Origin of the sequence: Burkholderia diffusa (genome assembly GCF_902499115.1) — a bacterium.
Taxonomy (GTDB): domain Bacteria; phylum Pseudomonadota; class Gammaproteobacteria; order Burkholderiales; family Burkholderiaceae; genus Burkholderia; species Burkholderia diffusa.
Genome location: NZ_CABVPN010000004.1, coordinates 77,491 through 91,659, shown reverse-complemented (window position 1 = coordinate 91,659; position 14,169 = coordinate 77,491). Strand labels below are relative to the sequence as shown.

Genomic DNA, 14,169 nt, shown 5'->3' with positions numbered 1-14,169 from the left:
TCTGGAGAATGGCCCCGATGAAGCTCGCCCTGCCCGCCCGAATCCTGGGCCTCGCGTTCGCCGCCGCTGTCGTGGCACCCGGCGCGCACGCCGACACGCCCGTCGTGGTGTCGTCGAAGATCGACACCGAAGGCAACCTGCTCGGCAACGTCATCGCACAGGTGCTGAAGTCCCATGGCATCCCCGTCACCGAAAAGATCGCGCTCGGCACGACGCCGATCGTGCGCAAGGCGCTCACGAGCGGCGAGATCGACATCTACCCCGAATACACGGGCAACGCCGCGTTCTTCTTCAACAAGGCCGACGATCCCCTCTGGAAGAACGCGAGCCAGGGCTACGACACCGCGAAGAAGCTCGACTATGCCGCCAACCATCTCGTCTGGCTCGCGCCGGCGCCCGCGAACAACACGTGGGGCGTCGCCGTGCTCGCGCCGGTCGCGCAAGCGCAGCACCTGAAGACTTTCTCGGATTTCGGCAAGTGGATCGCGGGTGGCGGCAAGCTGAAGCTCGCGGCGTCGGCCGAATTCGTGAACAGCGCGTCCGCGCTGCCGTCGTTCGAGAAGGCCTACGGCTTCAAGCTGAAACCGGATCAGCTCGTCGTGCTGTCGGGCGGCGACACGGCCGCGACGATCAAGGCCGCCGCGAACCAGACCGACGGCGTGAACGCGGCGATGGTGTACGGCACCGACGGCGGGATCGCATCGAGCGGCCTCGTCGTGCTCGACGACGACAAGCACGTGCAGCCCGTCTATGCGCCGACGCCGGTGATTCGCGAAGTCGTGCTCAAAGCACATCCGCAAATCGCCGAGTACCTGAAGCCGGTGTTCGCAAGCCTCGACCTGAAGACGCTGCAAATGCTAAACGCGCGCATCCAGATCAACGGCGAACCGGCCGCCGGCGTGGCAAAGAGCTACCTGAAGTCGAAAGGCTTCGTCAAGTGACGGGTCGCGCGGTGGCGTCCGCGCGACGCATCGCGCTGGATAAAGTCGGCATCCTGATCGGTGTCCTGACGATCGTCGCGGTGTTCGGCATGCCGTTCATGGTGCTTCGGCCGAACCGGATCGCGGCCGGCACGGGGCTGTCGGCGTTCGCCGCGCTGCCCGCGATGCAGGGGGCCGTGCTCGCCGCGTTGTGGGTCGTCGGCGCGTTGTGGGCGATGACGGCGAGCCGCCCCGCATGGCGGCTCGCGGCGGGCTGCACATGGCTCGCGACGCTCGCCTACGCGGTCGGCGCCGCGGCGACGCACGTCGTCGCACCCGACGACGTGCTCGCGCGCGTGTCGCCCGCGGCAGGCGTCTGGCTGTTGCTGTTCGCCTGGGCGGTGCTGGTCGCCGACGCACTCGCGCGGCTCGCATTCGGCCCGTGGCGCCGCCTCGTCGCACTCGTCGTCGCTATCGCGGCGATATCGGTACCGCTTGCGACCGGCTGGTGGGACGGCCTGTCCGTGATGCGCGAATACGCGGTGCGCAGCGACGACTTCTGGCGCGAAGCAATCCGGCACGTGTCGCTCGCGGGCGGATCGGTCGCGGCCGCGCTTGTCGCGGGCCTGCCGCTCGGCATCGCGTGTGCGCGGGTCGCACCGGTGCGCACCGTCGTGATGCCGGTGCTCAATATCGTGCAGACGATCCCGAGTATCGCGATGTACGGGCTGATGATGGCACCGCTCGGCCTGCTCGCCGCGCACGTGCCGCTCGCGGCCGCGCTCGGCATCCGCGGGATCGGTGTCGCGCCGGCCGTGCTCGCGCTGTTTCTCTACTCGCTGCTGCCGATCGCGTCGAGCGTCGTGGTCGGGCTCGAGCAGGTGCCGCCGCATGTGACCGAAGCGGCTCGCGCGATGGGCATGACGCGCGCGCAGCGGCTGCTGCGCGTCGATCTCGTGCTCGCATTGCCGGTGATTCTGAGCGGCGTGCGCATCGTGCTCGTGCAGAACATCGGGCTGACCGCGGTCGCCGCGCTGATCGGCGGCGGCGGTTTCGGTACCTTCATCTTCCAGGGGATCGGGCAATCGGCCGCCGATCTCGTACTGCTCGGCGCGATCCCGACGATCGCGCTCGCACTGGCGGCCGCCGTCGTGTTCGAAGCCGCGACCACGCTTGCGAAGGGACGTACCGCATGATCGAGATCGAACGCATCGGCAAACGCTTCGGCGACGTCGTCGCCGTCGACGACGTATCGCTGACGATGAAGCAAGGCACGATCACCGCGCTCGTCGGCGCATCGGGCAGCGGCAAGTCGACGCTGCTGCGGATGATCAACCGGCTGATCGCGCCGACCGCCGGCACGATCCGCATCGACGGCGTCGACACCGCGAGCGTGCCGCCCGAGCAGTTGCGGCGGCGCATTGGCTACGTGATCCAGGGGCACGGCCTGTTTCCGCACTGGAGCGTCGCGCGCAACATCGCGACCGTGCCGCGCCTGCTCGGCTGGCCGGCCGAGCGCATCGACGCGCGCGTGCGCGAACTGCTCGACCTGTTTCATCTTGCTCCGTCCGAGTTCGCGGACAAGCTGCCGCATGAACTGTCGGGCGGCCAGCAGCAGCGCGTCGGCGTCGCGCGTGCGCTCGCGGCCGAGCCCGCGATGCTGCTGATGGACGAGCCGTTCGGCGCGCTCGATCCGATCATCCGCAACAAGGCGCAGGACGACCTGTACGCGCTGCAGCGCCGCCTCGGCATCACGGTCGTGATCGTCACGCACGATATCGAGGAAGCGCTGAAGCTCGGCGACACGATCGCGGTGATGGACGGCGGACGGCTGCTGCAGGTCGCGCCGCCGGCCGAGATTCTCGGCAAGCCGGCCGCGGGTGTCGTCGAGCAGCTCGTCGCCGGCGTCGACCGGCCGCTGCGCCTGCTCGCGCTGACGCCGATCGACGCGGTGGCCGAACCCGGCCATGCCGACGGCGAACCGATCGCCGCGACGCGCACGCTGCGCGACGCGGTGTCCGAGCTGCTGTGGCGCGGAGCGGACGCCTTGCCGGTCGACGACGGCAACGGGCGCGCTGCGCGCCGCATCACCCTCGATGCGATCCGCGCGCATGCGAGGAAGCCCGCATGACGATGAAGCCCGCGCGTTCGACCCTGCCGCGGCGGTTTCCTGCGTATGTCGCGCGTGCGGCCGCCCTTGCGCTGCTGCTCGTGCTGCTGCGCCCCGCATGGCTGCAGGGCGTGTTCGCGCCGTTCGCGGACAACGGCGCGCCGGTCATCTACGATCGTGCGAGCCTGCTCGACCTCACGCTCGCGCATCTCGGCACCGTCGCGCTGTCGAGCCTGATCGGCACGCTGGTCGCGGTCGCGGCCGGCATCGCGGTCACGCGTCCGGCCGGCGCGGATTTCCTGCCGGTCGCGCGCAGCGTCGTCGACATCGGCCAGACCTTTCCGCCGGTGGCAGTGCTTGCGCTCGCGGTGCCGGCCGTTGGCTTCGGGCTGAAACCCGTGCTGATCGCGCTCGTGTTGTACGGTCTCCTGCCGATTTTCGAGAGCACGATCGCGGGGCTCGAAGACGTGCCGCGCGACGTCGTCGACGCCGCGCGCGGGATGGGGATGAGCGGCTGGCAGCAATTGGTGTCGGTCGAGCTGCCGCTCGCGTTTCCGGTGATCGTGAACGGGATCCGGCTCGCGGTCGTGATCAATCTCGGCACCGCGACGATCGGGTCGACGGTCGCCGCGCGCGGGCTCGGCGATGTGATCATCGCAGGCCTGCAGACATCGAACACGGCGTTCGTGCTGCAGGGCGGCGTGATCGTCGGGCTGCTCGCGGTGCTGGTCAGTGATGCGATCGGCGCGCTTGCACGGGTGGCAAGCGCGCGGCGGGCGTAGCACGCATCCGCGATGCGCGCATGAAATGGGGGACGCGAGAGAAAATCCGGCCGTTCTTCATCCGGACTCCGATACGTGTTCGTGCAACGATCGAGTCCGTGCGAGGCACTCGCCGACAAAAGCCTACATCGCGCTTTCATTCGAGCCCGCGCTCGCACACGCCAGATGATTGGCCGATATACTATGCGCCTCCCATTTCCCCGCACTTCACCATGCGACGACGGTTTCTCTGGCTGATCGTGTTTTCGCTCGGCATCGCGCACCAGGCCTCGGCGCAGCAGGCGCCCGCATTGCCCGCCTCCGCGCCCGAAGCCGCCGCATCCGCGCCGACCGAGGCCTCCGTCCCGCTCGCGAACGATCAGCCCAACGAAGCAAACCGTCGCATCACGTCCTACCTGACGAAGAAATTCGGCGTCGCGAGAGAGCGCGCCGCGAAACTCGCCGATATCGTGAACATGACTGCGACGAAATATTCGCTGCCTCCGGCACTCGTTTACGCCATTATCTCGATCGAATCGCGCTTCCAGGAAAAGGCGCGCGGCCAGCGTGGCGCGACCGGACTGATGCAGGTCGTGCCTTCCGCGCACCGCGGCATGCTGCGCAACGTGAAAGACCTGACCGAGCCGAATGCGAACGTCGAAGCCGGCTCGAAGATTCTGTCGGGCTATGTGCGGGCGGCCGGCGGCAACGTGCAGGCCGGGTTGAAAAGCTACGGCGGATCGAATGCGTATGCGGCGAAGGTGATGCAGCGGGTCGACACGTTCCGCTTCGTGCTCGAACCCGAAGACGGCGCGAAAGGCGCGAACGATACGAACGCGCGCATGATGCCGGTCAGCGATCTGTCGACCGCGGCGCCCGCCGCGAACCGCAACGCGAAGTAAGCGCACCTCACGCTACGCACCGCGCGTACCTGCGTATCCGCCAGCGGCGGGACGCACGACGGCACGTACCGCCGCTCACTCGCGTGCGAAATGCGCGCGCAGAAATTCGATGAAATGCTGCGTTTTCGCGGGCAGCAAACGCGTTTCGGTCATCGCATAGATGGGCACCGGGGTGCCCTCCCATTCCGGTAGCACGCGGCGCAGCCGGCCGGCGACCACGTCGTCGGCCACCACTTCCTCCGGCAACTGGATGATCCCCGCGTCGTGCACGGCCAGTTGCCGGTTCATGCCGACGCTGTTGACGACGAACCGCCCGCCCACCGGCACGTCGACCGTGCGCTCGCCGCGACGCAGCGTCCACGCGGTGACGCGTTGCACGCTCAGACACTGATGGCGTGTCAGGTCGCCTGGTTCGAGCGGCTCGCCCGAACGTTCGAGATAGCGTGGCGACGCATACAGGTTGCCGCGCAACGTCGCGAGCCGCCGCGCGACGAGCTGCGAATCCGCGGATTCGCCGATGCGGATCGCGACGTCGAACGGCTCGCTCACCAGGTCGACGCGCCGCGACGTCAGCTCGAAATCGAACGTCAGCTTCGGATACCGTTCCGCGAATTCGACGACCAGCGGCGTCAGGTAGATCACCGCGAAATCGACCGGAAACGACGCGCGCAGCACCCCGGACGGTTCGGCCAGCAGCCCGCCGAGCTGCTCGTGCGCGAGCCGCGCCTCGTCGACGATGCGCTTGCAGCGCTCGAAGTACAGCTGCCCGGCCTCCGTGAGCTCGATCCGGCGCGTCGTGCGATGCAGCAATCGCAGGCCGATCGCCTTTTCCAGCGCGCCGATCCGCCGCGACAACGTCGAATTCGGCATCCCCAGCGTCTGGGCGGCACTACGAAAGCCGTGCGCCTTCACGACCTCCACGAACAGCGCCATGTCGTTCAGCAGTTCCATGCCGACTGCTCCATCAATGGATCAATGATCTCCACGATACCCGGTTTATCTCGAAAAGGAAGCAATGGATGATGCTGACGTGGAGGCGAGGCCGGCGCAACGCGCGCGGCCGCCGCCCGATGCGGCATCGCCCCGGTGGCGCATCCCGAACTTCGATGAGGAAAACACGATGAAACAACTGTTCGTTCCGGCCCCGACCGATCAGGACACGCCGCAACTGTTCACCCCGGTGCGCGTCGGCCGGTACACGCTCGACAACCGCCTCGTGATGGCGCCGATGACGCGCAGCCGCGCCGCGTTCGACGGTACGCCCGGCGCGTGGGCCGCCGAGTACTACGCGCAGCGCGCGGGCCTCGGGCTGATCGTCACCGAGGGCACGCAACCGTCGGCCGACGGCCAGGGCTACCTGACGACGCCGGGTATTTATACCGACGCACACGTCGCCGGCTGGAAGAGGATCAGCGACGACGTGCATGCGCGCGGCGGCCGCCTGTTCATCCAGCTGATGCACGTGGGCCGCATGTCGCATCCCGACAACACGCCGCACCACCGGCAAGGCGTTGCGCCGTCGGCGATCGCGCCGGGCGTGCCGATGTTCACGGCGACGGGCATGCAGGAGATTCCGGCGCCGCGCGCACTGACGACGGCCGAGGTGCGCGACACCGTGAGCGACTTCCGCTTCGCCGCGCGACGCGCGATCGAGGCCGGCGCCGACGGCGTCGAGATTCACGGTGCGAACGGGTATCTGGTCCAGCAGTTCTTCGCGCCGAACGCCAACATGCGCACCGACGAATACGGCGGGTCGATCGAGAATCGCGCGCGCTTCGCGATCGAAATCGCTGCCGCGATCGCCGACGAGATCGGCGCGGATCGCACGGCGATCCGCCTGTCGCCCGGCACCACGCTGTGGGGGATCGACGAAGGTCCGGAAAGCGCCGAGCTTTACCGCTACCTGGCGACGCAGCTCGACGCGCTCGGCCTCGCCTATTTGCACGTGATGCATCAGGGCGATGAATCGCTGCTCGCGGACCTGCGTGCGCGCTGGCGCGGCACGCTGATCCTGAACCGCCCGGGGCGCACGCGCGACGCGATCGGTGCCGATGTGGCATCGGGTCTCGCCGATCTCGAAGCGTATGGCCAGATGGTGCTCGCCAATCCGGATTTCGTGACGCGCGTGAAGACGGGCGCGCCGATGAACGACGCGCAGCGCGAGACGTTCTTCGGCGGCGATGCACGCGGGTATGTCGACTATCCGGCGCTGAGCGGCGCGGCATAAGCGCTGCAAAGAGAAACGGCGCGTCGTGACTTCGTCATGACGCGCCGCCTCGGAACGATACGGGCTGCTCAGCCCGTTACAGCTGCCCCGCAGCCCCCGTCCACCGCAGGTAATCCCCACGCGTCCAGTCGAGCGACACGCCGACGCGCTTCGTCCCCGGCCGGATCTTCGGCTTGTACATCGACAGCGTCAGCGACTCCAGCGCGGGCCATTCGCGGAACGACATCACCGCGAGATCGGCGACGAGCGTTTCGAGCAGCCGCGTATGCGGCTTGTGCGACAGGAACGACGCGACACGGGCGCAGTAACCATCGTAGTCGATCCACTCGCCCTGCTCGCTCGGCTCGCAGCGATACCCGAGCCGCGCATCGATCACGATCGGCTGCGGCGCCTCGTGCTCGTGCGCGTGGATGCCGATCCGCGCGGGCACCTTCAGTTCGTCGACGAACACGCTCCAGCCGCGCCCGCGCAGGCGCGGCGCGTCGATCGCCACGAACGGTTCGTCGAACGGCTTCATGACGCGAGCGGCGCCGCGGCGTCGAGCATGATGCGCACGAAATAGTCGGCGAAGCTGCGACGCAGGACGATCTCGAACGTATCGTCGCCGGTCGGGATCAGCGTGATCGGCGACTTGAAGTAGTGCGACTGCGCGCACTGGCCCGGCTTGAGCACGCGCGGATGCAGATCGAGCGGGCAGCCGCGCGCGATCACGTCGCGCACGCGTTCGCCGCTGACTTCGACGACCGTGTAGCCGCTGCCGACGTCGACCGCCGCCGCATACGAACCCTGCACGGCCTCCGCGAGTTGCGCCTCGAGCACGCCCGCCTGCACGGGCCCGTTCGAGCGCACGAGCCACTCGTCGGGACCGAGCCACAACACGTCGTACTCGGCGCCGCGCGCCACCGTGTTCGGTGCCGACGGCGGCCGGCAACCGACCACGCGCTCGAACGCGCTGACGAATGCCGGGTCGCTCAGCTCGCCGCGCACGTTCACGAGATCGAGGAAGGCCCGCTCGCGCAGCATGAACTTCTTCGATGCGCGCGCCTGATGCGCCTTCAGCACATCGGCCGCGCCGACGAACGGCGATTCAAGCCTCACGCCCGCGCCCGCCACTTGCGACTGGTTTCTCGTTTCATTCCACATGCTGGCGCACCCCTTCGGTATCGTAGAAAACCGGGCTCGAGATCTTCGCGGTGACGCGCTTGCCGTTGGCCAGCGGAATCACGACGCTCTCGCCCATCTTGTTCAGGCCGCCCTTCACCACCGCCAGCGCGATCGAGCGCTTCAGGATCGGGCTGTAATAACTCGACGTCACGTGGCCGATCATCGGCGTCGGATCGACCGCCGACACCTGCGTGTCCTTCGCGATGATCTGCGCGCCTTCGGGCAGCACGAACTGTTCGTCCTCGGTCAGCAGGCCGACGAACTGCTTGCGGCCTTCCTTCGACGTATCGGAGCGCGACAGCGAACGCTTGCCGAGGAAGTCCTTCGACTTCGCGACGAGCCCGCCCATCCCGAGGTCATACGGCGTGACCGAGCCGTCGGTATCCTGGCCGACGATGATGTAGCCCTTCTCCGCGCGCAGCACGTGCATCGTCTCGGTGCCGTACGGCGTGATGTCGAACTCGGCACCGGCCGCCATCAGCGCTTCCCACACCGCGCGGCCCGCATTGGCCGGCACGTTCACTTCATACGCGAGTTCGCCGGAGAAGCTGATCCGCATCACGCGCGCCTTCACGCCCGCGACGGTGCCGTTCCGGTAGCTCATGAACGGGAACGCGTCGTTGCCGAAGTCGATGTCCTGGCACACCTTCTGCACAACCTTGCGGCTCTTCGGGCCGACCACCGCGAACGTCGCCCAGTGATCGGTGACGGACGCGAGCCGCACCTTCATGTCGGGCCATTCGGTCTGCAGCCAGCGCTCCAGCCACGTGAGCACGCGCGCCGCGCCGCCGGTGGTCGTCGTCATCATGAAATGCTGGTCGGCGAGGCGCACCGTCACGCCGTCGTCGAACACCATCCCGTTTTCGTCGAGCATCAGCCCGTAGCGGCACTTGCCGATCTCGAGCTTGTTCCATGGGTTCGTGTACATCCAGTTCAGCAGCTTCACCGCATCCGGACCCTGGATGTCGATCTTGCCGAGCGTCGACGCGTCGAGGATGCCGACGCTGTTGCGCACCGCCAGGCATTCGCGCTTCACGGCCGCATGCAGGTCCTCGCCGTTCTTCGGGAAATACCACGGCCGCTTCCAGTTGCCGACGTCTTCGAACATCGCACCGTGCTCGACGTGCCATTCGTGCACGGCCGTCTTGCGGATCGGGTCGAGGAAGTCGCCGGTCTCGCGGCCCGCGAACGTACCGAACGACACGGGCGTGTAATTCGGGCGGAACGTCGTCGTGCCCGTTTCCGGAATCGTCTTGCCCAGCGCCTGCGCGAGGATCGCCATCCCGTTGATGTTGCCGAGCTTGCCCTGGTCGGTGCCGAAGCCCATCGCGGTGTAGCGCTTCACGTGCTCGACCGACTCGAAGCCTTCGCGCGCGGCCAGCAGGATGTCGGCGGCCGCCACGTCGTTCTGGAAGTCGACGAACTGCTTCGGCCCGCGTGCGGCGGCCTCGCGGCTGCCGACGAGCCACAACGGCTGCAGCGCGCCTTCGACGGCTTCCGCGACCTGCGGCGCGACGGGGCGCTGCGCGGCCGTGAAGCCCGATGCCTTCGCCGCTTCGGCGCCCGCGTCGACCGCGAGCCGCAGCGCACGGGCGAGACCGAACTCGCCAGCGGCCGCACCGATGCTCGCTTCCGCCTGCACGGGCTTGCCCGGCAGGAAGCAGGCCTTCTCGTCGTTCCAGCACGCCTTGCCGCCCGACTGCGCGAACAGGTGCAGCACCGGGCTGAAGCCGCCCGACATCGCGACGAGGTCGCACGGCAGCGACTGCAGCTTGCCGCCGGTCTGGCCGTTCGTGTAGGACGCGACGTCGACCGACGATACGCGCCACTTACCCGAAGCAGCCGTCACGACTGCACCGCTCATCACCGTCACGCCCTGCCGCTTCGCGGCCGCGGGCAGCGCGCCGTTCGACGACGCACGCGAATCGACGACCGTCACCTTCGCGCCGCACGCCTTCAGGTCGAGCGCGGTCTGGTACGCACGGTCGTTGTTCGTGAACACGACCACGTTGCGGCCCGGCAGCACGCCGTAGCGATGCACGTAGGTGGACACCGCGCCGGCGAGCATCACGCCCGGCAGGTCGTTGTTGCCGAACACGATCGGACGCTCGTGCGCGCCGGTCGCGAGGATCACGCGCTTCGCGCGGACCTTCCACAGCAGCTCGCGCGTGCCCTTGCGCATCGACACCGGCTGGTGATCGGTCAGGCGCTGCGTGACCGTCACGAGGTTGTGGTCCTGATAACCGAACGCGGTGCTGCGCGACAGGATCGTCACGTCGGGCAGCTTGCGCAGTTCGGCCTCGATCTTCTCGACCCACTGCAGCGCCGGCTTCGCGTCGATTTCCGCGCGGCACGACAGCAGGCTGCCGCCGAGCTCGCGCTGGTCGTCGACGAGGATCACGCGCGCGCCGGCCGTCGCGGCCGCATGCGCGGCGGCGAGGCCCGACGGGCCACCGCCGACCACGAGCACGTCGCAGTGCGCGTAGCATTTGTCGTAGCGATCGGCGTCGAGCACCTCGGGCGCCTTGCCGAGGCCGGCGGCCTCGCGGATCTTCTCCTCGTACTTCGGCCACATGTTGCGCGGCCACATGAAGGTCTTGTAGTAGAACCCGGCCGGCATGAAACGCGAGAACTTCTGGTTGATCGCGTACTTGTCGTTCTCGAGCGACGGCTCGGCGTTCACGCTCGTCGCGACGAGGCCCTGGTACAGCTCGATCTCGGTCGCGCGCGCGTTCGGCACCGTGTACGGGCCGGTCTCGAGCTGCACGACGGCATTCGGTTCCGCGACGTCCGCCGTCACGATCCCGCGCGGACGGTGGTACTTGAAGCTGCGCGCGACGAAGTGCACGCCGTTCGCGAGCAGCGCGGACGCGAGCGTGTCGCCCTGGAAGCCCTGATACGTGCGGCCGTTGAACGTGAACGTCAGCGGAATCGCGCGATTGATGCGGCCACCGGTGCCGAGGCGGTCTTTCTGGCTCATTTGCTGGTGCCCTCTTCGTGTGCGTTGCCGGCGGCTGCGCCGCCGAACTTTTCGTAGCCCTTGATATCGTAGGTCACCGTGTCGCGCGTGACCTTGAACCAGCGGCGGCAGCCCTGCGTGTGCAGCCACTGCTCGCGGTGGATACCGCGCTTGTTCTCGCGCATGAACACGTATTCGCCCCATTCGCGGTCGGTCATGTTCTCGTTCGCAACCGGGCGCACGATGTCGGCTTCACCGCCGCACGTGAACTCGGATTCGGCGCGCGGCCCGCACCACGGACATTCGATCAGCAACATGTTTCTTTCTCCTCGTTCAGTGCGGGGGTCAGTGCGCGACGGCGGCAGCGCCGTGCTCGTCGATCAGGTGGCCCGTGTAGAAGCGGTCGAGCGCGAACGGCGCGTTCAGCGGATGCGGTTCGTCGCGGGCGATCGTGTGCGCGAACACCCAGCCCGAGCCCGGCGTCGCCTTGAAGCCGCCGGTGCCCCAGCCGCAGTTGAAGTAGAGCCCCTTCACGTCGGTCTTGGTGATGATCGGACACGCGTCCGGCGACACGTCGACGATGCCGCCCCACTGGCGGTTCATCCGCACGCGCGAGAACACCGGGAACATCTCGACGATCGCCTGCAGCGTGCTTTCGATGATGTGGAAGCTGCCGCGCTGGCCGAAGCCCGTGTACTGGTCGATACCCGCGCCGATCACGAGGTCGCCCTTGTCGGACTGGCTGATGTACGCGTGCACCGCGTTCGACATGATCACCGAGTTGACCACCGGCTTGATCGGCTCGGACACCAGCGCCTGCAGCGGGTGGCTCTCGATCGGCAGGCGCACGCCGGCCATGTCGGCGAGCGTCGTCGTGTTGCCGGCTGCGACCACCGCGACCTTCTTCGCCTTGATGAAACCCTTCACCGTATCGACGCCGACCACCGCGCCGCCTTCGCGACGAATGCCCGTCACCTGGCAGTTCTGGATGATGTCGACGCCGGCGCGGTCGGCGCCGCGGGCGAAGCCCCAGGCCACCGCGTCGTGACGCGCGACGCCCGCACGGCGCTGGATCGATGCGCCGAGCACCGGGTAGCGGCTGTTCAGGTTGATCGTCGGCTCGATTTCCTTGATCTGCGCGGGCGTCAGGAATTCGGCGTCGACGCCGTTCAGGCGGTTCGCGTTCACGCGACGCTCGGTGTCACGCACGTCCTGCAGCGTGTGCGCGAGGTTCATCACGCCGCGCTGGCTGAACATCACGTTGTAGTTCAGGTCCTGCGACAGCCCTTCCCACAGCTTCATCGCCTTCTCGTACAGCGCGGCCGATTCGTCCCACAGGTAGTTCGAGCGCACGATCGTCGTGTTGCGCGCGGTGTTGCCGCCGCCGATCCAGCCCTTCTCGAGGATCGCGACGTTCGTGATGCCGTGCTCCTTCGCGAGGTAGTAGGCGGTCGCGAGGCCGTGGCCGCCGCCGCCGACGATCACGACGTCGTATTCCTTCTTCGGTTCCGGGCTCTTCCACTGCTTTTCCCAGTTCTCGTGATACGAGAGGCCGTTGCGGAACAGGCTGAATATCGAGTAGCGGCTCATGTTAGTGATCCTTCGTTAGCATTCGATGACGTTCACGGCAAGACCGCCGCGCGACGTTTCCTTGTATTTCGTCTTCATGTCGGCACCCGTCTCGCGCATCGTCTTGATCACCGAATCGAGCGATACGTAGTGCTGGCCGTTACCCTTGAGCGCCATCCGCGATGCGTTCAGCGCCTTGATCGCGCCCATCGCGTTGCGTTCGATGCACGGAATCTGCACGAGCCCGCCGACCGGATCGCAGGTCATGCCGAGGTTGTGCTCCATCCCGATCTCGGCCGCGTTCTCGACCTGGTCGGGCGTGCCGCCCATCACCGCGGCGAGCGCGGCCGCGGCCATCGAGCACGCGACGCCCACTTCGCCCTGGCAGCCGACTTCCGCGCCCGAGATCGACGCCGTTTCCTTGTAGATGATCCCGATCGCCGCGGCCGTCAGCAGGAATTCGACGATGCCGGCTTCGTTCGAGCCCGGCACGAACTTCACGTAGTAGTGCAGCACCGCGGGGATCACGCCGGCCGCGCCGTTCGTGGGCGCGGTGACGACCCGGCCGCCCGCCGCGTTCTCCTCGTTGACGGCCATCGCATACAGGTTGACCCAGTCGAGCATCGACAGCGGATCGCGCAGCGACTCCTCCGAACGCGCCCGCAGGCGCCCGTTCAGTTCGGCCGCGCGGCGCTTCACGCGCATCGGGCCCGGCAGTTCGCCCTCGACCTTGCAGCCGCGCTCGACGCATGCGGCCATCGTGCGCCAGATCGCGAGCAGCCCGGCGCGCACTTCGTCTTCCGGACGCAGCGTGGATTCGTTGCGCAGCATCAGCTCGGCGATCGACAGCCCGTGTTCGCGGCACTGGCGCATCAGGTCGTCGCCCGTGCGGAACGGGTACGGCACTTCGGCCGCAGCACGTACGCCGTTCACGCGATCGCCGTCGCGGTTCACGACGAAGCCGCCGCCGATCGAGTAATACTCCTTCTCGACGAGCAGCTGGCCGTGCTCGTCGAACGCCTGGAAGCGCATCCCGTTCGGATGCACGATGCTGGTGCCGCTCATCAGCTTGCGATAGAAGCCGATGTTCTCCTTCTCGTCGAAGCGAATCGTCTGCTTGCCGAGCAGCGCCAGCGACTTCTCCGCGCGGATCGCCGCGAGCCGCGGCTCGATCAGGTCCGGATCGATCGTGTCGGGCAGATGGCCCTCGAGGCCGAGCAGCACCGCCTTGTCCGTGCCGTGGCCCTTGCCCGTTGCACCGAGCGAGCCGTATAGTTCGACCCGCACGCGGCGCACGAAGCCGAGCAGGTTCGCGTCCTCGATGTGCGACGCGAAGCGGCACGCGGCGATCATCGGGCCAACCGTATGCGAGCTGGACGGGCCGATACCGATCTTGAACAGGTCGAACGCGCTGACGTTCATCTGACTTCCTCTGGGTGGGCGTACGTGAAATGTCGTTGGCATCAGTACATCAAAGCGTAAAATTGGCCGATAGAACAAAAACGGCATCGGCGTGGGATACCGCCGCCAAGCCCCGCGCAGGACGGCCGGAAAGTG

General features: G+C 67.6%; 13 protein-coding genes. 6 read left to right on the top strand and 7 right to left on the bottom strand.

Going from position 1 to position 14,169, the window contains the following annotated elements; all coding sequences use genetic code 11:
* The first annotated feature begins 17 nt into the window (after window positions 1–17).
* The 5 genes from osmF to BTE28158_RS05330 all read left to right on the top strand — a co-directional run bounded on the left by osmF (window position 18) and on the right by BTE28158_RS05330 (window position 4,693).
* Entirely contained in the window at window positions 18–941 is a 924-nt protein-coding gene (gene osmF / locus BTE28158_RS05350) for a glycine betaine ABC transporter substrate-binding protein OsmF (RefSeq protein ID WP_124901092.1), read from the top strand.
* Complete coding sequence (locus BTE28158_RS05345; protein ID WP_151048181.1) at window positions 938–2,116, top strand: ABC transporter permease; 1,179 nt, start codon at window positions 938–940, stop codon at window positions 2,114–2,116. The genes osmF and BTE28158_RS05345 overlap by 4 nt, the downstream gene beginning before the upstream one ends.
* Window positions 2,113–3,051 carry an ABC transporter ATP-binding protein gene (locus BTE28158_RS05340; protein WP_124901090.1) on the top strand — a complete coding sequence of 313 codons (939 nt, stop codon included), beginning with the start codon at window positions 2,113–2,115 and terminating at the stop codon, window positions 3,049–3,051. Before BTE28158_RS05345 ends, BTE28158_RS05340 begins: the two co-directional genes overlap by 4 nt.
* Window positions 3,048–3,812: an ABC transporter permease gene (locus BTE28158_RS05335; protein ID WP_151048180.1), complete on the top strand. Its 765-nt coding sequence runs from the start codon at window positions 3,048–3,050 to the stop codon at window positions 3,810–3,812. The genes BTE28158_RS05340 and BTE28158_RS05335 overlap by 4 nt, the downstream gene beginning before the upstream one ends.
* Before the next feature lie 212 nt (window positions 3,813–4,024).
* Window positions 4,025–4,693: a lytic transglycosylase domain-containing protein gene (locus BTE28158_RS05330; RefSeq protein WP_124901088.1), complete on the top strand. Its 669-nt coding sequence runs from the start codon at window positions 4,025–4,027 to the stop codon at window positions 4,691–4,693.
* A gap of 75 nt (window positions 4,694–4,768) precedes the next feature.
* On the opposite strand, the gene BTE28158_RS05325 is transcribed toward BTE28158_RS05330, so the two are convergent.
* Entirely contained in the window at window positions 4,769–5,644 is an 876-nt protein-coding gene (locus BTE28158_RS05325; protein WP_151048179.1) for a LysR family transcriptional regulator, read from the bottom strand.
* Window positions 5,645–5,813: 169 nt separating this feature from the next.
* Between BTE28158_RS05325 and BTE28158_RS05320 the strand changes: the two genes are divergently transcribed.
* Window positions 5,814–6,920 carry an alkene reductase gene (locus BTE28158_RS05320; protein WP_151048178.1) on the top strand — a complete coding sequence of 369 codons (1,107 nt, stop codon included), beginning with the start codon at window positions 5,814–5,816 and terminating at the stop codon, window positions 6,918–6,920.
* Window positions 6,921–6,996: 76 nt separating this feature from the next.
* Here the strand turns inward: BTE28158_RS05320 and BTE28158_RS05315 are convergent, their stop codons facing one another.
* The 6 genes from BTE28158_RS05315 to BTE28158_RS05290 are packed head-to-tail and all read right to left on the bottom strand — an operon-like array spanning window position 6,997 to window position 14,034.
* The gene (locus BTE28158_RS05315) at window positions 6,997–7,437 is read right to left on the bottom strand and encodes a dihydroneopterin aldolase (RefSeq protein WP_059452158.1); all 441 of its coding nucleotides are present in this window, start codon (window positions 7,435–7,437) and stop codon (window positions 6,997–6,999) included.
* Window positions 7,434–8,063, bottom strand: coding sequence for a sarcosine oxidase subunit gamma (locus BTE28158_RS05310; protein WP_124901085.1), 630 nt, complete (start codon window positions 8,061–8,063; stop codon window positions 7,434–7,436). The genes BTE28158_RS05315 and BTE28158_RS05310 overlap by 4 nt, the downstream gene beginning before the upstream one ends.
* Window positions 8,053–11,064, bottom strand: coding sequence for a sarcosine oxidase subunit alpha family protein (locus BTE28158_RS05305; protein ID WP_151048177.1), 3,012 nt, complete (start codon window positions 11,062–11,064; stop codon window positions 8,053–8,055). Before BTE28158_RS05305 ends, BTE28158_RS05310 begins: the two co-directional genes overlap by 11 nt.
* The gene (locus tag BTE28158_RS05300) at window positions 11,061–11,360 is read right to left on the bottom strand and encodes a sarcosine oxidase subunit delta (RefSeq protein WP_059534095.1); all 300 of its coding nucleotides are present in this window, start codon (window positions 11,358–11,360) and stop codon (window positions 11,061–11,063) included. The genes BTE28158_RS05305 and BTE28158_RS05300 overlap by 4 nt, the downstream gene beginning before the upstream one ends.
* A 28-nt stretch (window positions 11,361–11,388) precedes the next feature.
* Entirely contained in the window at window positions 11,389–12,633 is a 1,245-nt protein-coding gene (locus BTE28158_RS05295; protein ID WP_006480591.1) for a sarcosine oxidase subunit beta family protein, read from the bottom strand.
* 15 nt (window positions 12,634–12,648) lie between these two features.
* Window positions 12,649–14,034: an L-serine ammonia-lyase gene (locus tag BTE28158_RS05290; protein ID WP_059600290.1), complete on the bottom strand. Its 1,386-nt coding sequence runs from the start codon at window positions 14,032–14,034 to the stop codon at window positions 12,649–12,651.
* Window positions 14,035–14,169: the final 135 nt, after the last annotated feature.